At 40.1% G+C, this 18,934-nt stretch carries 18 protein-coding genes; 12 read left to right on the top strand and 6 right to left on the bottom strand.

What is annotated here, in order from left to right:
- The first annotated feature begins 62 nt into the window (after window positions 1–62).
- A complete protein-coding gene (locus tag RMZ95_RS26180; protein ID WP_322683929.1) occupies window positions 63–713 on the top strand; it encodes an RNA ligase family protein in 651 nt (216 codons plus the stop codon).
- An 89-nt stretch (window positions 714–802) separates the two neighbouring features.
- Here RMZ95_RS26180 and RMZ95_RS26175 read toward each other — a convergent pair whose 3' ends face one another.
- From RMZ95_RS26175 to RMZ95_RS26165, 3 genes are all read right to left on the bottom strand, one after another.
- Window positions 803–2,398 (bottom strand): nickel-dependent hydrogenase large subunit, encoded by a 1,596-nt coding sequence (locus RMZ95_RS26175; protein ID WP_322683930.1) that lies wholly within the window; start codon window positions 2,396–2,398, stop codon window positions 803–805.
- A gap of 234 nt (window positions 2,399–2,632) precedes the next feature.
- Window positions 2,633–3,595, bottom strand: a complete 963-nt coding sequence (locus RMZ95_RS26170; RefSeq protein ID WP_322683931.1) for a hydrogenase small subunit — start codon at window positions 3,593–3,595, stop codon at window positions 2,633–2,635.
- 443 nt (window positions 3,596–4,038) lie between these two features.
- Window positions 4,039–4,842 (bottom strand): Rpn family recombination-promoting nuclease/putative transposase, encoded by an 804-nt coding sequence (locus RMZ95_RS26165; RefSeq protein WP_322683932.1) that lies wholly within the window; start codon window positions 4,840–4,842, stop codon window positions 4,039–4,041.
- Between the two features lie 440 nt (window positions 4,843–5,282).
- On the opposite strand from RMZ95_RS26165, the gene RMZ95_RS26160 reads away from it, so the two are divergent.
- The 11 genes from RMZ95_RS26160 (at window position 5,283) to hypB (ending at window position 15,857) form a co-directional block, all read left to right on the top strand.
- Complete coding sequence (locus tag RMZ95_RS26160) at window positions 5,283–6,251, top strand: hypothetical protein (RefSeq protein WP_322683947.1); 969 nt, start codon at window positions 5,283–5,285, stop codon at window positions 6,249–6,251.
- Between the two features lie 54 nt (window positions 6,252–6,305).
- On the top strand, window positions 6,306–6,572 hold the full coding sequence (locus tag RMZ95_RS26155; protein ID WP_322683933.1) for a hypothetical protein: 267 nt from the start codon (window positions 6,306–6,308) through the stop codon (window positions 6,570–6,572).
- Window positions 6,573–6,580: 8 nt separating this feature from the next.
- Complete coding sequence (locus RMZ95_RS26150; protein ID WP_100900555.1) at window positions 6,581–6,805, top strand: hypothetical protein; 225 nt, start codon at window positions 6,581–6,583, stop codon at window positions 6,803–6,805.
- A 56-nt stretch (window positions 6,806–6,861) separates the two neighbouring features.
- Window positions 6,862–7,707: a NifU family protein gene (locus RMZ95_RS26145; RefSeq protein ID WP_322683934.1), complete on the top strand. Its 846-nt coding sequence runs from the start codon at window positions 6,862–6,864 to the stop codon at window positions 7,705–7,707.
- Between the two features lie 623 nt (window positions 7,708–8,330).
- The gene (locus RMZ95_RS26140; protein WP_322683935.1) at window positions 8,331–9,548 is read left to right on the top strand and encodes a hypothetical protein; all 1,218 of its coding nucleotides are present in this window, start codon (window positions 8,331–8,333) and stop codon (window positions 9,546–9,548) included.
- Entirely contained in the window at window positions 9,538–11,883 is a 2,346-nt protein-coding gene (gene hypF, locus RMZ95_RS26135) for a carbamoyltransferase HypF (RefSeq protein ID WP_322683936.1), read from the top strand. The genes RMZ95_RS26140 and hypF overlap by 11 nt, the downstream gene beginning before the upstream one ends.
- Window positions 11,884–11,965: 82 nt before the next feature.
- Entirely contained in the window at window positions 11,966–12,226 is a 261-nt protein-coding gene (locus RMZ95_RS26130; protein WP_322674498.1) for a HypC/HybG/HupF family hydrogenase formation chaperone, read from the top strand.
- A gap of 125 nt (window positions 12,227–12,351) precedes the next feature.
- On the top strand, window positions 12,352–13,530 hold the full coding sequence (gene hypD / locus RMZ95_RS26125) for a hydrogenase formation protein HypD (protein ID WP_322683937.1): 1,179 nt from the start codon (window positions 12,352–12,354) through the stop codon (window positions 13,528–13,530).
- 59 nt (window positions 13,531–13,589) lie between these two features.
- Window positions 13,590–14,675 carry a hydrogenase expression/formation protein HypE gene (hypE, locus tag RMZ95_RS26120; RefSeq protein WP_322683938.1) on the top strand — a complete coding sequence of 362 codons (1,086 nt, stop codon included), beginning with the start codon at window positions 13,590–13,592 and terminating at the stop codon, window positions 14,673–14,675.
- A 19-nt stretch (window positions 14,676–14,694) separates the two neighbouring features.
- Window positions 14,695–15,036 (top strand): hydrogenase maturation nickel metallochaperone HypA, encoded by a 342-nt coding sequence (gene hypA / locus RMZ95_RS26115; RefSeq protein ID WP_322683939.1) that lies wholly within the window; start codon window positions 14,695–14,697, stop codon window positions 15,034–15,036.
- Entirely contained in the window at window positions 15,027–15,857 is an 831-nt protein-coding gene (gene hypB, locus RMZ95_RS26110) for a hydrogenase nickel incorporation protein HypB (protein WP_322683940.1), read from the top strand. The genes hypA and hypB overlap by 10 nt, the downstream gene beginning before the upstream one ends.
- Window positions 15,858–15,918: 61 nt before the next feature.
- Here the strand turns inward: hypB and RMZ95_RS26105 are convergent, their stop codons facing one another.
- The 3 genes from RMZ95_RS26105 to RMZ95_RS26095 all read right to left on the bottom strand — a co-directional run bounded on the left by RMZ95_RS26105 (window position 15,919) and on the right by RMZ95_RS26095 (window position 18,904).
- Window positions 15,919–17,385, bottom strand: coding sequence for a Fic family protein (locus RMZ95_RS26105; protein WP_322683941.1), 1,467 nt, complete (start codon window positions 17,383–17,385; stop codon window positions 15,919–15,921).
- 147 nt (window positions 17,386–17,532) lie between these two features.
- Window positions 17,533–17,907: a hypothetical protein gene (locus RMZ95_RS26100; RefSeq protein WP_322674504.1), complete on the bottom strand. Its 375-nt coding sequence runs from the start codon at window positions 17,905–17,907 to the stop codon at window positions 17,533–17,535.
- On the bottom strand, window positions 17,897–18,904 hold the full coding sequence (locus RMZ95_RS26095; RefSeq protein ID WP_322683948.1) for an LLM class flavin-dependent oxidoreductase: 1,008 nt from the start codon (window positions 18,902–18,904) through the stop codon (window positions 17,897–17,899). Before RMZ95_RS26095 ends, RMZ95_RS26100 begins: the two co-directional genes overlap by 11 nt.
- Window positions 18,905–18,934 lie beyond the last annotated feature (30 nt).

Here is an 18,934-nt window from a genome sequence, read left to right as displayed (position 1 = left end):
GAAGAGACAGTTAGCGTTTAGCCCAAGCTAGGCTGGGAAAATAGTTTTTTATTCTTAACATCATGCCTCGCATTCAGCTAGCATATCCTAAAATTCTCGGTAGCAAAAACTACCCCTCCAGTCGCTGTATTGCTTTTGATAAATACGACGGTACGAATCTGCATTGGGTTTGGGAAGTCGAACTAGGGTGGTATGGGTTTGGGACTCGGCGCGATCGCTTTGATTTGGATGAGAGGGGTATTGCTGAGTTCAACGCCGCCCATCCAGGGCTAGAAGAGGCTTCTAACCTGTTTCAAAAGCTTTTCGCCACCCCCCTAGACAAACTGTTTCGAGAAAACCCCGCTTACAATAGCCCAGAAATCACCGTCTTCACTGAATTTTTCGGGGCGAATTCCTTCGCGGGGATGCACAAACCCGAAGAATCGAAACAACTGATTCTCTTTGATGTAGAAACTAATCGCGGGATGATTCCCCCCGAACAGTTTGTACAAGATTTTAGTAATTTAGCGATCGCCCGCGTTGTCTATCGTGGCAAACTCACCGGACAATTTGTAGAAGATGTCCGCGCTGGGAAGTATGGCCTAGCCGAGGGTGTAGTCTGCAAAGGTGGTAGCAATCCTGCTGATTTGTGGATGGTAAAAATCAAAACTAACGCCTATATGAAAAAGCTACAGCAAGCCTTCCAAGATGACTGGGAAAACTATTGGGAGTGATAGAACAGTATGAGTCTGAACTTTCTAAACCAGGCTAACTACAGAAATTTTGGTGCGTTAGCCTACGACTAACGCACCTGACAACTAAATTAAGCAGTCCGAAAACGCGCCAACTCTTCACCAGTCTTAGCATCATGGGCGTGGACTGTACACACCAAACATGAATCAAACGATCGCGCCACATGACCAACTTCCACCGGATCGCTAGAATCGTAAATGGGTGTGCCAATTAACGCTTCTTCAATGGGGCCGCGAATACCTTCACCATCACGAGGGCCGATATTCCAAGTACCTGGGGCAATCACTTGGTAATTCTTAATTTTACCGCCTTCTATTTCTACCCAGTGAGACAAAGAACCGCGTGCTGCTTCCGTTGCACCCCAACCGCGTCCATCTTTTTCTGTGGGTTTGATATACCAGGGGTCGTTTAATTTGAATTCGCGCAAACAATGTTCAGCTTGACGATATAACTTGACAATTTCGTGAAGTCGTGCTAGCTGACGCACATGAATACTAGCACCACCCATCCGTTTGAAGACATCAAGGATGAAAGGGTCGTAGTGTTGCCAAGATTCGCCATGTTTACCACCAGCTACTAATTGACGCGCTAAGGGGCCAGTTTCTAAACGTCCGAAGTCTTTGTGAAGAACTGCACTCGACCAAGAGTAGGCGTTATCGAAGTCTTTTGTATTGATTGCAGTGGGTTTAGTGTTGCGATCGCTAGGGTGAATATCCTCTGTCCCTTCATCGTACCAAGAGTGAGTTGTATTCTCGCGGGTGAATGACTGATCCATTAAGGTGTGAGTGTGTGTGAAGCTGTCGTACACTCCACTTTTCATGATCGTTGCCGCGTTTCGTCCCTCGATAGTCGGCTTTTGGTATTTATCTTCATGGGCTAAATATCCCCAAGTGACATATTTACCAACACCAGCGCCATATCTATCTAAACCAATGTCTAAACCCATGCGCCAATAAAAACCTAAGTCGGAATCTCGATGATTGCGGTTTTCATCTAACCAATCTCTAAAATCATCATAGCTTTGGATTTGTTCGTAGCGTTCTAAAGAACAACCCAACCAAACTGGTTCTAACCAATTGGTGCGGAAATATTCGAGAAGCGCCCAAGCGCGGGTAATATCTGTTAAAGTGGGGGCGCACATCACGCCACCGGGAACCATGTAGCTGGAATGGGGCCATTGTCCGCCCAACAGTGCATAAATTTCTACGGGTTTAGCGGAAATTGTTATACCTAGTTCGTAAGATTTGCCTGTGAAAGCGGCAAAACGTTTAACAGCTTCCTCATAAAAGCGACTATGGCGGTATTTTTTATTGGTTAAATCAATAGCAAACAAACCATAAAAATAGCGGGGAATGCTTTGAATAGTCTCGACAATTTGACCGAGATTTCTCGCCAAAATTGCATTGCGGGGAACTTCTGTTTCCCAAGCTGTATCTAATGCCCAAGATGCACTAGTCAGGTGAGAACCGCCGCAAATTCCGCAAATGCGAGGTGTAACAATTAATCCGGCTTGGGGATCTTTACCGCGAAGGATAACTTCAAATCCTCGGAAAAGTTCGGCGTGTGTCCAGGCGTTGACTACCCGTCCATGTTCAATATCAACTCGGACATCTAAATCGCCTTCAACTCTACCGACGGGCGAAATGTCTAATGATTGAATTGTCATTTGTCATTTGTCCTTTGTCATTTGTTATTTGTCATTTGTCATTTGTCATTTGCCCTTTGTCCTTTGTTATTTGTGATTGGTAATTATTCACTCGCCTCACTGCAAAATAGTCGAAACCCTTGATTTCTCGTTGAGAGGTATAGAGAAGTGTGAAAGGTTATAGCCATTAGTCAAATCACAAAGGACTAATGACTAATGACTAATGACAAAGGACTAATGACAAATGACTAATGACTAAACTGTAAAAAAGTCTTCTTCTGCCCAAGGTGGTGCTGCATCTTTGGCGACCATTGTCAGTAAGGCGTATTCTTTTTTGTTCACCCCTGGCGGTAATTCTTTGGGAACTCCCATTACTGTTTGGGTTTTAAATACGGTTCCTGGTTTGAGGTCAAAGAAGGGAAATTCTGGTTCGGTGCAACCTAAACAAGGCATTCCAGCGCGGGTTTTAGATGAAACGCGGTTCCATAGGATGCGGTTACAGGAAGAATGAGTCATGGGGCCGCGACAACCCAAGTCATAAAATAGGCATCCTTTACGTTGACCAAATTCGGCGGTTGATGCTTTGTAGGCAAAGTGGACGTTGCGGGTACAACCTGTTTGGGTATAGGTGTTGAAGAAGGTTTGGGGACGATTTAGTTCGTCGAAAGCAATGTCTGCTATGCGTCCAGTAGCGATCGCAACTAATATCTGCGTAATCCAGTCGGGATGGGCGGGACATCCAGGTATATTAATTACAGGTAATCCTGCTTGTGATATGAAATCTTTCCCTAAAAAGCCACCTTCTTGACGTTTGAGAAATTGCAAACCTTCCGATTCGCTGGGGTTGGGTGACATAGCAGGAATTCCTCCCCAGGTTGCACAGTCTCCCACAGCGACGATAAATTGAGCAACTTTGGCGAGGTCTAATAACCAATCTTTCATGGCGCGATCGGCAAACCGATTCCATTCGCCAGTACCGTTAGGGGCGTTAACAACACTGCCTTCAAATACCAAGATATCTAAAGGAATTTTGCCAGAAATACAATTTCGTAGTAGTGTTTGCAAATCATTGCCTAGTTCCAGCCCCAAGGAAGGATGCCAAAGTATATTGATACCAAAGTCGGCAATTAAATCGCAGACTGTCGGTTCTTCAGCGTTGAGAAATGACATGGTGTTGCCTGAACAAGCACCACCTTGTAGCCATAGTACGTTAGTCATCGGCTAGGTATTTTTGTATTGTTTCCCATGCATGATGTAGGTGATATTGCTTGCAAAGTTTCACCTGTTTATCAATATTTATTTTTTAATAGTAAGATATTTTTTATCTAATTTACTTTCATTAAAAAAGAATTAATCATTAACAATATATTAAATACTCTCAAGATTATTTTTAATAGCTATGTCTGTTATATATGTAACACATTTTTTATAAATGCAAAATACTACAAATAAACACTGCATCTTATTTTTAAGTCTTGATGTTGAACCAACTCAATCTGTTTAATTTATCGCAGTTACAACTCTGTAATTATTAATAATATCTGTCAACTGTTAATCTGCATTAGATGATGAGTATTTTAAGTCATCAGATTTTTATGTAATAAATGAGCAAAAAATAGGGGCACTAAACTTTGCGCCCCGTCAACTATATATCAGTTGTTTTAGGATTTTGGTTGTGCAGCTTGCCTAACAACTTGTTCGTCCAAACCTAACGCTTGAGCTATTTGCTCAATACTTAAACCAAAGCTTAATAACTGGGGTATCGTTTCTAACTTACCTTCTTGTCTACCTTCTTGTTTACCCTTTTGCTCACCTTCTGCAAAAACATCTTGGTAAAATCTAGTTTGCCTTAATTCATTTGATCCAAACATTTTTCCTATCTCCTCCTGGCTCAATCGCGGTAACTTGTAGATTAATATCGTCTCTATTAATTGTATAATTTCCCTAATAGTAGTGACATCTGGAATTTGCTGTCGGGCACTGTTGACTATCTCTACTGCTTTTATTGTCGCAGTTGATTCGGGTTCGATAATGAGTTTAACTGTCTCTATACCAATTGATGATGCCTCAATGGAGCTTAATTCGTCGAGATAGACGCGAGTTACTCGTTGGGAGTTGAGTAATTCTGTATATCTTTCGGTATCTCCAGTATCAACGCTGCGGTTGGGGAAGATGACAACACCACGCCAATTGTTAGTTAATTCGGTTTTATCGAGATAGTTAAAGATTTCAGTAAATAAACGCGAGTATAATTTTTTGTCTGGTTGAAATTGCACTTCGGCAAAATAAATCGGTAAGTCTGGCGTATTTGGAAGAAAGACACCATCGATTCTAAACGCCAGTTGTTTAACTTCTACTGAAGAAAATTGGTAAGCACTAGCTAGTTGGGGTGGTTGGTTAATCAGTTCAAAGAAAGTACTGGGGATACTCTGAAAGATCCGATAAAAGATACTGTCTGTTTTCAAAGGAGCTTGTTTTACAGTTGATGAATATATTTTACACTTCGACGATTGCGTGGTGACTATTTTGATTACAATAAATATTATGTATGTCAACAATTCAATAAAAATATTGAAATTGTATAAGACGATGATACAAAAAGTATTTAAAAAATATTAGGTGTTTAAAGCTGACATTAATATTAGCAATTTCCCCCTAGAATTTTAGAAATAGGGTGTTTTATAGTATTGTATTGAGCATGGCATAAGACATTGGCTATAGGGAATTAAGTTTTTTCCCTAGTTTCTAGTCTTTAATCCTAGCTCAAATAAAAAGGGGAATTCCGCCTAAAGGACTCGAAGCCTGCGTAAATCAGTATGGCCCGTGATTAGATGCTTTTACGTATCTCAATCATTCGTGGGCGTTGACAGATTCAATTCCCAATTGGCTAGAGTACGGCAGAGTTATGACCCCCAGCATTACAGATTCAGCAGTGAAGGCTGCGGTAGCAGCTGTTGCTTCAGAGTCAGCCTCAGCAGAAGAAAAAATTCAGATGCTGATTGAGATAGCACAGGGTTTTCAAAAAAAGCCCAAAGCTGCCCAAGACTTGCGAAATGCAGTTGGGTTATATTACCGGGCCTATGAAATGTGTGGTGAGGAGTATCCCTTATTAAAAGCCAGGGCGCAAGTAGGGATGGCAGGGACATTACAGGCAATACCGGATGCTGATTACCAACTGTTGATGCAAGCGAAAGTCGGTTATGAAGAAGCACTGCCAATTTTACAGCAATTAGCAACGCCAGAGGAAGTGGCAGAGACGCAGATGAATTTTGGGCTGGTGTTGCAGTCGCTAGTGCCATTCAATTTAGCGCGGATAACTGACAGCATCCAAGCTTATCATGAGGCTTTGCGGGTGTTTACTTGGGAAGATTATCCTCAAGAATACGCGATTTTGTATAACAATATTGCGATCGCATACCTTTCTATGCCCCTAGCATCGGAACGAGAATACTTGCGTCAAGGGTTAGCTGTGCAATCATTTGAGGTGGCGCTAAAGCACATTAATTTGATTGACCATCCTAGAGAATATGCGATGTTGCAGAACAATTTAGGTAACGCTTTGCAATATCTAGTGAGTTCCCATCCTGTGGAGAATAATTTAAGAGCGATCGCAGCTTATGATGAAGCGTTAAAAGTGCGTAATCCCAAAGATACACCTTTAGAGTACGCTAACACAATTTCAAACAAAGCCAACACCCTATTCAACTTACCAGACGACCCAGAAAAACCAGAAGCTGGTAATCCTCAAAATCTTTTGCAAGCGCGTACTTACTATCAAGCTGCTTTAGAAATATTTACGGAACACCAACAAATTGCACAAGCAGAAGTTGTAGTTCAAGCACTACAAGACCTAGAAAGAGAAATGAAGGATTAGGAGTTATGAATCTGATTTAACTCTTATCACTTTAACAACGAGTAAAAAAACAGCATGAGAGATATTTTAACAACGCAAAATCTGATAAATTTTCTCACAAGTTTAGCAGATGGCGATTTGAACATAGCAACAGAAGTCGTGTGGTTAATCATAGCAGCAGCCTTGTCTATGGTTGGCGGTGCAATTGGTGGAATGCTTTTAGCTGGTAAAGATATAGGCTATCAGTTTTCAGCGATGCTTGGTGCATTATTTGCCCCTGCGGGTGTAATTCCCGCCATCTTATTAGGGCTTGCTACCTTAAATTTATTGACAAATTATTAGGAGAAAAAATGTTAGAGATAGGTTGGTTTTCAGCCAAGTTATTTTTTAAAGGAAAGCTACTACGCGACCCTGTGTATTTTGTCAAGCAAACTACTATTGGTATTGCTGTAGGTTTCTTACTGCTAGTATTACTCGCACAAGCCCCGATTCCCTTCTACCTACCAATAATATTATCTAGCTTAGTAACGGGCATGATTATGCCATTTCTTCTCAAAGACTTCAAAATGAAGTGAATTGTCATTGATAAATAACCAATGCCCAATGACAAATGACCAATGACAAATGACAAATGACAAATCTTGAAGAATTAGTTCAGGAAATTAATCGTTTTGAGGCAATTATATCCGAGTGGGATGAAAGCCAACGGTGTGTAGCGGTGGGTTTAAAAAGGGCAATTGAAGCTTTGCATAAAGCTGCATTGACTAGCTTGATTAAAAGCCTGAAAGAAGAATCAATGCCAGCTTTGCGTCATGCGGTTGCAGATGAATTAGTCTATGCAGTGCTACTGTATCACGAACTAGTCAAACCACCAAAACCTCCGCTTTCACAACGCATTCAGACAGCCCTTGAAGAAGTTCGCCCAGGTTTAAAAAGCCATAACGGTGATGTAGAATTAGTGGCAATTAAACCACCAGATACAGTAGAAGTCAGATTAATTGGAACTTGCAGCAGTTGTCCGACTTCTACTTTAACTTTATCTCAGGGAGTAGAACAAGCAATCAAAAACCATTGCCCCGAAATTACTAAAGTAGTGGCAGTTGATAGCAGTTCTACTATTAACAACGCTAATTCTAGTTTAATCAGTCCATTCTCTGCAAAAATAACTTGTACTTGGATGAAAGTAGCGACCCTTGATGAAGTTCCTGAATTTAGTGTAGTGGCAGTACAACTTGCTGGTACTTCACTTATTTTACATCGTCAAGGTGCTACAGTAAAATGCTACCGTAATAGTTGCGCTCATCTTGGATCTCCCTTAGAAAAGGGTAAAGTTGAAAATAGTATTATTACCTGTCCTTCCCACGGATTCCAGTACAAATTAGAGACAGGTGAATGCTTAACTGCGCCTGATATTTCGCTTCAGTCATATCCAGTCAAGATTAAAGGCGATAAGGTTTTTGTGAAACTGCAAAAATGATGCAAAGGTAACACAGCAAATATACTTGGCGATTAGTCAATCACAGCTACTTTGCTTTTTCATTTCAGTAGTTCGCGCATTGATTTTAGTCTTTTGTGCAAGCAAAATGCCTGAATGCTTTCTCAATATCTTTAAATTAATTCTCATTTGTGTAATTCAGGTATTGATTTTAGTGTTTTGAGAAAGTAAAAAGGCATATTACTTACTCAAAAGCAGCTTTTACTTATTCAAACTCCAGTTTGCTTACTCATTTTGGTGTTTTCCGCAAGCAAAATAAGCTTTTACTTACTCAAAATGAGCTTTTACTTATTCATTTTGGTGTTTTCCGCAAGCAAAATGAGCTTTTACTTACTCATTTTGGTGTTTTCCGCAAGCAAAAGCAGCTTTTACTTTCTCAAACCCCAGTTTGCTTTCTCATTTCAGTACATCGCGCACTCATGCAAAAGATTCGCTATGTAGCAAAAGTTACTATATTTGGTTAGATTTTTTAAAATTGATTAATACAGAAGTCGATTAAAGGTTTTAACTTAATTTGAAAAAAGCATAATGCAAAATCGTTACTGTTGTTACACGCTAATCAAGATTAATGTTTTTAAATAATTATTAGCGTCTATCTGCGCTTCATGGATATCCCAATCATAAGTAATCCCATATCACAATTACCGCTAGAAGCAACAGAAATTTCTCAAAAATTGCCTCTATCACCTCAAGGTGCAGAGGTAATTTTAGGTAACATTATAGAACCAGAACAATTAGTCATACCAGTAGCGCCCAATGCTACAAATATGTTTGGGCCTCGTGGTGCTTGTTTGTTATCAGAAAGTGGCCCTTTATGGGTATCAGATACAGGACATCATCGATTATTAGGATGGCATAATTTACCCACCAGAGATAGTCAACCTGCTGATTGGGTAATTGGACAACCTGATTTTTATCATGAAGGACAAAATGCTAAAAATACACCCGGAAGGGCTACTTTAAGCGTACCAACAGGCATTTGTGCTTGCGGTGGAGGGTTAGCTGTAGCAGATGCTTGGAATCATCGAGTTTTGATTTGGAAAAGCTTACCAAAAGATAATAATGTTCCAGCAGATTTGGTATTAGGACAAGTTAATTTTACTGATAATGAACCAAATCGAGGAAATCAGCAAGCATCTGCTAGTACAATGCACTGGCCTTATGGTGTTTACTATCATCAAGGACAGTTATTTATTGCTGACACTGGTAATCGAAGGCTATTAATTTGGCATCAATTACCAACAGAAAATGGTCAACCTGCTGATTTAGTTTTGGGACAACCAGATATGATATCTCGCAATGAAAACGGCGGTGATTCTCCAACCGCAGCGAGTATGCGTTGGTGTCACGACATCGCCTTTTTGGGAGAGAATTTGGTTGTCAGCGATGCAGGTAATCACCGAATAATGATTTGGCAAGGAATACCTACAGAAAATAATACTCCTTGTGCAGTGGTTTTAGGACAAAAAAGCTTTGATTTTGTGGAAATGAATCAAGGAGTTTATTATCCTAGCGCTAGTAGTTTAAGTATGCCTTATGGTGTGGCGGTGGCTGGAGATTGGTTAGTAGTTGCAGATACTGCTAATTCTCGTTTATTAGGATGGAGAAAGCCAGAATCAATTTTATCACTGCAAGGTGTAATGGCAGATGGGTTGGCAGGACAAATAAATTTTCAAAGTAAAGGTGAAAATCGTAATTTCGGACTACCGAAACGAGATAGTTTAAATTGGTGTTACGGGATAAAAATTTGTGGTAGTACGGCGGTAATAGCTGATTCTGGAAATAACCGAATTTTGTTGTGGCAGTTTAACTATGCCGACTGAAGAAATTAGAGTTCGCGGTACTGTTCAGGGAGTAGGCTTTCGTCCTACCGTATATCGTCTGGCTAAAGCTTGCGGTTTGCGTGGAGATGTTTGTAATGATGGTGAAGGTGTATTAATTCGGGTATCTGGTAGTGAGGAAGCATTAACAGAATTTGTTGCCAGATTGCAAACAGAATGTCCGCCACTAGCAAAAATTAACAAACTAACTAGAACTCCTTATGAAGATGAACTTAAATTTGATAATTTTGTGATTTCTACTAGTGTCAGTAATGCCATTAAAACAGAAATTACTCCTGATGCAGCCACTTGTCCCCAGTGTCAAAAAGAAATATTCGACCCTTTCAGCCGCTTTTATCGCTATCCCTTTACTAACTGCACTCATTGCGGCCCCCGCTTGAGTATTATTCGTGCGATTCCTTATGACAGAACCAATACCAGTATGTCTGCGTTTGCTATATGTCCCGAATGTGCAAAGGGATACCACGATGTCGAAAATCGGCGTTTTCACGCCCAACCTGTAGCTTGTCATGCTTGCGGCCCTTCAGCTTGGTTAGAACGCGCTGATGGTAAATCAGTTACTGCTTCCATGTTTTCTATGCTAGATGATGTGGATGCCGTTTGTACCTTGTTGCAAAAAGGTGAGATTGTCGCAATTAAAGGTTTAGGTGGTATTCATCTGGCTTGCGATGCAACTCAGGAAACCGTTGTACAAAAACTGCGTCAGCGCAAAAAGCGCTATCACAAACCATTTGCTTTAATGGCGCGGGATATTGAGATAATTGAACAATATTGTACTGTCAACGCTAAAGAAAAAGAATTATTAGCAAGTTCTGCTGCACCAATTGTTTTACTACAAGCGACAGGTAAAAAAGTAGCATTATCAATAGCATCGGGGCAAAATACTCTTGGTTTCATGCTACCTTATACACCTTTACATCATTTAATTTTACGGCGGATGAATCGCCCAATTGTTTTAACAAGTGGTAATCTTGCAGATGAACCACAATGTATTGATAATGACGAAGCAAGAGAAAAATTAGGAACAATCGCTGATTATTTTCTTTTGCACAATCGAGAGATTATTAATCGGGTAGATGATTCGGTTGTGCGTGTTCTTGGTGATAAAGTTCAAACAATTCGCCGTGCCAGAGGATATGCACCAGCATCAATTAGTTTACCACTGGGATTTCACAAAGTACCGCAAATTTTAGCAATGGGTAGTGAGTTAAAAAATACTTTTTGCTTATTGCGTGAAGGAAAAGCAATTCTCTCTCAACATTTAGGAGATTTAGAAAATGCTGCGGCTTTTAACGCTTACCAAGAAAATTTAAATTTATACTTAAATTTATTTGAGCATCAACTAGAAGTAATTGCCATTGATAAACATCCTGAATATTTATCAAGCAAACTTGGGAAAGAACTTGCAGATACAAATAAAATAAAAATTTATCCCATTCAACATCATCACGCTCATATTGCCGCTTGTATGGCAGAAAACAGGATTTCTTTAGATTCGCCTCCAATATTAGGCATTGCTTTAGATGGTTTAGGTTACGGCGATGATAGTACACTCTGGGGTGGAGAATTTCTTTTAGCAGATTACCGTAAATTTAAACGACTTGCAACATTTAAACCAGTAGCAATGATTGGTGGCGAACAAGCTATTTATCAGCCTTGGCGTAATACTTATGCCCAATTAGTAGCTGCTAATCTTTGGAATGATTGCGAACAAAAGTATACTGATTTAGAAATCGTAAAATTTCTGAAAAGCAAGCCACTCCAACTACTAAATCAACTTATAGATAAGAAGATTAACTCTCCTCCAGCTTCATCAGTGGGGCGATTGTTCGATGCAGTGGCAGCAGCTATCGGTATTTATAGAGATGAATGTAGCTATGAAGGACAAGCTGCGATCGCACTTGAAGCTATAGTAGATGTTAGCAGCTTAAATAATGATAAAGAAACGCTAATCTACCCTTTTAGTTTTGGCTTTTTAGATAGTATTTACTGTATAGACCCGCGTCCAATGTGGCAAGCCTTACTCCATGACTTACAGCAGCAGATTCCACAAACAGTTATAGCTGCCAAATTTCACCAAGGTTTAGCTAACGTCATTGTGAAAATGGTTCAGCATCTTAGTCAAGAAAATCTGATTAATCAGGTAGCTTTAACCGGAGGAGTATTTCAAAATTGTATATTGTTAGAGCAAGTTAGCAAACGATTACAAACATTGGGAATAAAAGTACTCACTCACAGTTTAATTCCAACTAACGATGGCGGCTTATCTTTAGGACAAGCAGTGATTGCAGCCGCACAATTAATACATGAGAGTTGATATTTTACAACCTTTTTCTCACAAATAATTCTCTCTGTGGTCTCCGCGCCTCTGCGGTTAGTTTATCTTCACAAATAAAAAAATGTGCTTAGGAATCCCCGGACAAATTATAGAAATTACCAACGTTAACCATAAACTAGCCCTAGTTAACATTGGTGGTGTAAAGCGCGAAGTAAATATTGCTTGTATCGTAGATGAACAACATCCTCCCGAAGCTTGTATTGGAGATTGGGTACTAGTTCATGTTGGTTTTGCCATGAATCGAATTAACGAACAAGAAGCAGCAGAAACATTACAACTCCTCCAAGAATTAGCAGCAGCACAAGCACGGATTAGTACTTAACGAACCGCAGAGGCGCAGAGAAGCCAGTGCGTTGGGCGGGTTCCCCGACTTTGAAGCAACTGGCGCGGCACAGAGAGAAGAAAGAAATACCGTATTGGCATAAAACTTACTATTCCCCAATCCTTATGAAATATGTTGACGAATTCCGCGAACCGGAAAAAGCAGAAGCCTTACGCCGCGAAATCGCCAAATTAAGCCATCAGCTAGAAAAACCCATCAAAATTATGGAAGTATGCGGCGGACATACCCATTCCATTTTTAAATATGGTATCGAAGAAATTTTACCCGAAGCCATTGAACTAATTCATGGCCCTGGTTGTCCAGTATGCGTAATGCCAAAAGGGAGATTAGATGATGCGATCGCAATCTCTCAAAATCATAACGTCATTTTTGCCACCTTTGGCGACGCAATGCGAGTTCCTGGTTCCAAAACCACTTTACTGCAAGCCAGGGCACAAGGTGCAGACATCCGTATGGTGTACTCTCCCCTAGATAGCCTGCAAATTGCCAGAGATAATCCCGACAAAGAAATAGTCTTCTTTGCATTAGGCTTTGAAACCACAGCCCCCAGTACCGCCTTCACCATTCTGCAAGCAGCAGCCGAAAAACTTCATAACTTTAGTATGTTTAGCAATCACGTCCTCGTGATTCCCGCCCTCAAAGCACTATTAGATAATCCCGACTTACAACTAGATGGATTTGTTGGGCCTGGCCATGTCAGCATGATAATTGGCACTGACCCATATCAATTTATTTCCCAACAATATAATAAGCCGATAGTCGTTTCAGGATTTGAACCCTTAGATATTCTCCAATCAATTTGGATGCTATTGCAGCAGCTAGTAGAAAATCGTTGTGAAATCGAAAACCAATATAACCGAATTGTAGAAAAAACTGGGAATACAGTAGCACTACAAGTCATAAACAAAGTTTTCGCCGTGCGAGATAGTTTTGATTGGCGCGGCTTAGGTGACATTCCCTATTCAGGATTACAAATCAAACCTGAATATGCTCAATTTGATGCCGAACTTAAATTTACCATTCCTAACCTGAAAGTAGCCGACCATAAAGCTTGTAAATGTGGAGAAATTCTCAAAGGAGTCTTAAAACCTTGGGAGTGTAAAGTATTCGGTACAGCTTGCACGCCAGAAACGCCAATCGGTACTTGCATGGTATCTTCCGAAGGTGCTTGCGCAGCCTATTACAAATACGGGCGACTCTCCACAATTGCCAAAAAAACAATCGCCCAAAAACCAAAAATAACTCAAGAACCCCTCCCCGCCTGCGGCTTCTCCTCAGATTAAATACTCCGCGTACCTCTGCGCTTCCCTTTGCGTCCCTTTGCGTTTAAAAAAATTTTAATATGAATATTTCCCCCACAAACCCAATCCAAAAAATAGAACAAGTCCGCCGTCGCCATAAAGTGCAAGACACTCATATAACTCTCGCACATGGCAGTGGTGGTAAAGCCATGCGTGATTTAATCGACGATATCTTTATCAGCAATTTTGATAACCCAATTCTCTCACAACTAGAAGACCAAGCCAGCTTCAACCTAACCCCTCTTCTCCAACAAGGAGATAGACTCGCATTTACAACAGATTCTTATGTTGTAGACCCGTTATTTTTCCCCGGAAGCGATATAGGAGAATTAGCTATAAACGGTACAGTTAATGATTTAGCTGTTAGTGGTGCTAAACCTTTATATTTAACTTGTAGCGTAATTTTAGAAGAAGGATTACCCGTAGAAACCTTGCGGCGTGTTGCAGCCAGCATGAAAATAGCCGCAGAAAAAGCGAGTATTCAAATTGTCGCTGGTGACACAAAAGTTGTACATCGTGGTGCTGCCGATAAACTCTTTATTAATACTGCTGGTATTGGTATCATCCCGCGAATAGTTAACATTTCTGCTCATAGTATTAAACCTGGAGATGCAATAATAATTAATGGTGAAATAGGCAATCATGGGACAGCCATTTTAATTGCCCGTGGGGAATTAGCCTTAGATACTAATATTGAAAGTGATTGTCAGCCGTTGCATAGTTTAGTAGAAACTATTCTCCATGTATGCCCACAAGTTCATGCTATGCGAGATGCCACACGTGGAGGTTTAGCGACAGTACTAAATGAATTCGCCCTCAGTTCCGATGTGGGAATTCGTCTCTTTGAAGAATCTATTCCAGTGCGTGAAGAAGTTAACGGAGTTTGCGAAATTCTCGGTTTAGACCCATTGTATTTAGCTAATGAAGGTAAGTTAGTTGTAGTGGTTCCAAAAAAGAATGCTGAAAATGTTTTATCAGCTATGAAATCCCACCCAGCAGGCAAAGATGCTTGTATTATTGGCGAAGTTATTACTTCACCTCCAGGTATCGTATTATTAAAAACAGCTTTTGGTGCTGAAAGGATTGTTGATATGTTAGTAGGCGACCAATTGCCACGAATTTGTTAATCTTTAATAGATTTATAATATGCACGAATTTGGAATTACCCAAAATATTGTGGCAATTGTGACTGAAAATGCTAAAGGCGCAAAAGTGCAGCGAGTTTTATTAGAAATTGGCAAACTTTCAGCCATCATGCCCGATGCAATCCGATTTTGTTTTGATATTTGCACTCAGGGTACAGTTTTAGAAGGGGCGACATTAGAAATTTTAGAAATTCCCGGTTTAGCAAAATGTCGTCAATGCGGTGCAGAAGTTAATTTAGATAAACCGTTTGGAATCTGTAACTGTGGTAGCGTGGAATTAAATTTAATTACTGGCGAAGAACTTAAAATTAAAGAAATAGAAATAGAGGAATTATGTGTGTAACTTGTGGTTGTTCTGATGATGGCGAAATAAAAATTACAAATTTAGAAACAGATAAAGCGGAACATAATCATACTCACACTTTACCAGATGGTACTGTCATCACTCACTCCCACAGTCATGATACTCATATAGAAGCACCTCAAATTCATGCCAAAATACACAACACAACAATATCTTTAGAACAAGATATATTAGCGAAGAATAACTTGCTAGCTGCCCAAAATCGGGGATGGTTTAAAGGTCGTAATATTCTCGCTTTAAATTTAATGAGTTCTCCCGGTGCTGGTAAAACAACTCTTTTAACGCGAACTATCAATGATTTAAAACATCAATTATCTATTAGTGTCATTGAAGGCGACCAAGAAACTGCTAACGATGCCAAAAAAATTAAAGAAACAGGTTCTAAAGTCATCCAAATCAACACTGGAACAGGCTGTCATTTAGATGCCTCAATGATAGAAAGAGGTTTACAACAACTGAATCCGCCATTAAGCTCAGTTGTGATGATTGAAAATGTCGGAAATTTGGTTTGTCCAGCCTTATTTGATTTGGGAGAACAGGCAAAAGTCGTTATTCTCTCCGTTACAGAAGGAGAAGATAAGCCGATAAAATATCCGCATATATTCCGTGCTAGTGATGTAATGATTCTCACGAAAATTGATTTGCTACCTTACCTGCAATTTAATATTCAAAAGTGCATAGAATATGCTAAAGAAGTAAATCCCAAAATTCAGATTTTTCAGGTTTCTGCAACTACTGGTGCTGGGTTAGAAAATTGGTATGTGTGGCTAATTGAAAAGTTAAAAACTTGTCAACATTAATCTCTTCCCGCTTGACGAATATCTAATTTTTTTTTTAAGGAACAGCAAAGAGTAGAAGATATTAGAGACTTCTATTCCAGTATTCTAGTCCTGTAATAATAGCTTCTTCTAGCCACTCATTGAAGCGCTTCACCAAGTTATCTTCTTCATCTGCATAAGAAAATTGGAATGGTGATTCTGTTAAAGGTTGAATATCACTAATATTGCGATCGCCTTCTTCTGTATCATCCCTGTGATAAGCACATACAGAACATACAAGTAAGCCTAAATACTCGTGTCCCAGAACATGAAATGAAAGCAAAATAACTGTAGGTGTCTCTACTCTAATAATCAATTGTACCCAACTGTGATAGCTTCGGAGATTAGCAAAGTAACCTTGCTGTTTTGCTGTCTCCACAATTTGATAGCGATGATAATATGAACGCTCATCCCCTGCTGAAGCTGATACTGTAAAAACTTGAGCATCTCGTACTAAATTTTGTACAGATAGCTTGATTTCTTCAGAAATATTTTGCAAACGATTGGATGCTATATTAAATAAATTTTCGGCAAATCTCTCAGCTTCTTTACATCGTTCTTGAATTGATGCTAACTGACGCTGTTTAAGTTTATCAGTAACAGATGCGAGAATAGTACGAGTCTGCCTTGTCTCTGACAGGATTTGTTCTGACAAACCAAGACTGCGAATAAATGACTGTTTCTGACTTTTAGCAAACAAATTAATCAAGCCAGACAATTCACCTTGATCCGCTTGTTCTAAAGATGTAATATAAGCTGAACGATCATCACGCGTAAGTACAAGAGGGAACCATCTAGCTTGAATAAAAACCAGGCTAGCAAGACAACGAGCAACTCGCCCATTTCCATCTTGAAACGGATGAATTTGAGTAAATCGATGGTGCAGCCATGCAGCTTCTACTTCTGGTGCAACTTGGTTTTCTTGATGCTGATGATGCCATTGAATGAGATTATCCATTTCAGATGCTACCTGTTCCGGTGGACAGTATTCATAAATGGAACCATCTGCTCTCAATGGATTATTAGGCTGCTTCTTCCAATCACCTCGGATTAGAGGAACACTAATAATTTGTCCTGTAGATGGAACTAAAGCTTCTGTATTAGTCTGATTTCTGGTAAGCAGCTGATGCAGTTCCTTTACATAAAACGGCGTAAGAGAACGTTGACCACCTACAAAATCAAATAATCCCTCAATAGCCATTTCTTGATCCTGAATCAAGGCTATAACTTGCTTAATAGGTCGGTCTGTAACTCCATGTGGAATTAGTGCCTCATTGATACCCTGCTCAATAAGTAATCGGGTAATACCTTGAGGAATTGTGTAAAGTCGCTCTATAATTCCGGTTTCAATTGCTATTTCCCGGCGCATCTTTTCCATAAAAACTTTGAATGCACCAGAGTTACGAAGACGGTCAGCTTGTTCATTCCAGACAGTAACTAATGGTGGTAGCTCTGAACTAGCCAAATTTTGCCAATCTTGCGGTAAATTATCTATAGGTTGCCAGCGCATACACTCTGAGTTATCTGAAATAACAAGAAAAGACAGACAATATTGTAACTCTTCTAAAATTGCAACACCCTGCACTTTAGAAGTACAGGGTGTAGTAAGGATGAATCAGCTATATTTTGTAGGATTCCTAGTGTGTGCCTATTTACCTCACAGCCAATCTCGATAAGCAGATATTTCATTTACGCTGATTTCAAACGGCGTTCCTTTGCCAAATGGCGGATAAACGCGGATTTTGCCATTGGCAGCAAATCGCTCTAACCTGTTACCCAACTGGGGAATATTGCTGACGATATGCCAGTAAGATACTAAGTCAGGGCAGTCAATAATTAATGTGAGGATGTTAGCATTTGTTGTGAGATACCATTGACAATTAGATAACAGTACTCGCGTAATGCGATCGCAAGCTAGATAAAAGCATCTGCCAGCAGACTGTTCTAACTCCATTTGCAGCATTCCATCCTGTTTCGTTACCTCAGCGGGAGGTAAATCATCGGGAGGAAGCTGGTATAGTTTAGAAGACATAATTTCGCACCTCTTGGTTGTAGCGCGTCAAACTCTCTAGGTTTTTTTGCAAATCCGCAGACGAGGGTTTGAGTGCTAGCGTACCTAAATTTAATTCGTCTTGAAATTTCTTGATTTTGTCTCGACAAGTCTCCACATCACCGATAATTGAATTCTCAATCAAATAATCTTCATCGAAACAAATATTTGTGCGGTCGAATGGTTTTTGGTTGGGATTCGCACTATTCTGCAATACTTCAGCCGAATTAGCTTTCATTTTCTGGCTAAATTTGCGAACGAAAGGTAACGCTTCACTCACCGCCTCATCGTAGGTTTTGCCAACAAAAAAGAAGCGTGCCAGCACTAAATTTTCCGCACCACTAGAATTTAAGGCTCGATATTTGGTAACAGTATCCTTCAATCTCTCTAGGGAAAATGGCGGCCCACCCATCAAACTGAAGGAATGTTTAGCAGCCAACTCGATACCATCATCGCCGCCAGTGGCAACATACACTGGTATTTGACTCTGCAATGGTTTTGGGTAAATCGTTAAGCGATCGCATTGATAATATTGCCCATTAAATGATACATCAGTTTCATATAACAGCTTGTGAATCAATGCGATCGCCTCTAACATCTTGGGACGGGATTCACTTGGGAGTGTCGCAAAATGCTTGTTTTGTTGAGGAAAGGGGCCGCCTTTGGCAACTCCAAATAATAATCGTCCATTACACAGATTATCCAAAGTGGCAATATCTTCCGCTACCCGAATCGGGTTATGGAATGGCAGCAACACCGCCGCAGTGCCTAATTGGATAGTTGAAGTCAATCCCGCCAAATGTGCCATTAACACCAACATGGACGGGCTGAGATTAGATTCACTAAAATGGTGCTCACTCACCCACGCTTCCTCAAAACCTAAGCTTTCTGCCTGTTTTACCAGTGCAACTTGCTCAAAGATGGCACGACGAGCATCTTGGTGAAAATTATCGTAATTGCAGAAAATTCCAGTTTTCATTACTTGCGTTGATACTTTGTATTCACCGTA

It is taken from the genome of Nostoc sp. DedQUE07, assembly GCF_034530975.2.
In the GTDB taxonomy this organism is placed as follows: Bacteria; Cyanobacteriota; Cyanobacteriia; order Cyanobacteriales; family Nostocaceae; genus Nostoc.
Note: the sequence above shows the minus strand (reverse complement) of the source record. Positions and strands in the feature narration are given on the sequence as shown.

What these genes read in the sequence shown, in the direction of transcription:
- RMZ95_RS26180 (WP_322683929.1), top strand. Translation starts at nt 63, where the DNA reads ATGCCTCGCATTCAGCTAGCATATCCTAAAATTCTCGGTAGCAAAAAC.
- RMZ95_RS26175 (WP_322683930.1), bottom strand. Translation starts at nt 2,398, where the DNA reads ATGACAATTCAATCATTAGACATTTCGCCCGTCGGTAGAGTTGAAGGC.
- RMZ95_RS26170 (WP_322683931.1), bottom strand. Translation starts at nt 3,595, where the DNA reads ATGACTAACGTACTATGGCTACAAGGTGGTGCTTGTTCAGGCAACACC.
- RMZ95_RS26160 (WP_322683947.1), top strand. Translation starts at nt 5,283, where the DNA reads ATGACCCCCAGCATTACAGATTCAGCAGTGAAGGCTGCGGTAGCAGCT.
- RMZ95_RS26155 (WP_322683933.1), top strand. Translation starts at nt 6,306, where the DNA reads ATGAGAGATATTTTAACAACGCAAAATCTGATAAATTTTCTCACAAGT.
- RMZ95_RS26150 (WP_100900555.1), top strand. Translation starts at nt 6,581, where the DNA reads ATGTTAGAGATAGGTTGGTTTTCAGCCAAGTTATTTTTTAAAGGAAAG.
- RMZ95_RS26145 (WP_322683934.1), top strand. Translation starts at nt 6,862, where the DNA reads ATGACAAATCTTGAAGAATTAGTTCAGGAAATTAATCGTTTTGAGGCA.
- RMZ95_RS26140 (WP_322683935.1), top strand. Translation starts at nt 8,331, where the DNA reads ATGGATATCCCAATCATAAGTAATCCCATATCACAATTACCGCTAGAA.
- hypF (WP_322683936.1), top strand. Translation starts at nt 9,538, where the DNA reads ATGCCGACTGAAGAAATTAGAGTTCGCGGTACTGTTCAGGGAGTAGGC.
- RMZ95_RS26130 (WP_322674498.1), top strand. Translation starts at nt 11,966, where the DNA reads ATGTGCTTAGGAATCCCCGGACAAATTATAGAAATTACCAACGTTAAC.
- hypD (WP_322683937.1), top strand. Translation starts at nt 12,352, where the DNA reads ATGAAATATGTTGACGAATTCCGCGAACCGGAAAAAGCAGAAGCCTTA.
- hypE (WP_322683938.1), top strand. Translation starts at nt 13,590, where the DNA reads ATGAATATTTCCCCCACAAACCCAATCCAAAAAATAGAACAAGTCCGC.
- hypA (WP_322683939.1), top strand. Translation starts at nt 14,695, where the DNA reads ATGCACGAATTTGGAATTACCCAAAATATTGTGGCAATTGTGACTGAA.
- hypB (WP_322683940.1), top strand. Translation starts at nt 15,027, where the DNA reads ATGTGTGTAACTTGTGGTTGTTCTGATGATGGCGAAATAAAAATTACA.
- RMZ95_RS26105 (WP_322683941.1), bottom strand. Translation starts at nt 17,385, where the DNA reads ATGCGCTGGCAACCTATAGATAATTTACCGCAAGATTGGCAAAATTTG.
- RMZ95_RS26100 (WP_322674504.1), bottom strand. Translation starts at nt 17,907, where the DNA reads ATGTCTTCTAAACTATACCAGCTTCCTCCCGATGATTTACCTCCCGCT.
- RMZ95_RS26095 (WP_322683948.1), bottom strand. Translation starts at nt 18,904, where the DNA reads ATGAAAACTGGAATTTTCTGCAATTACGATAATTTTCACCAAGATGCT.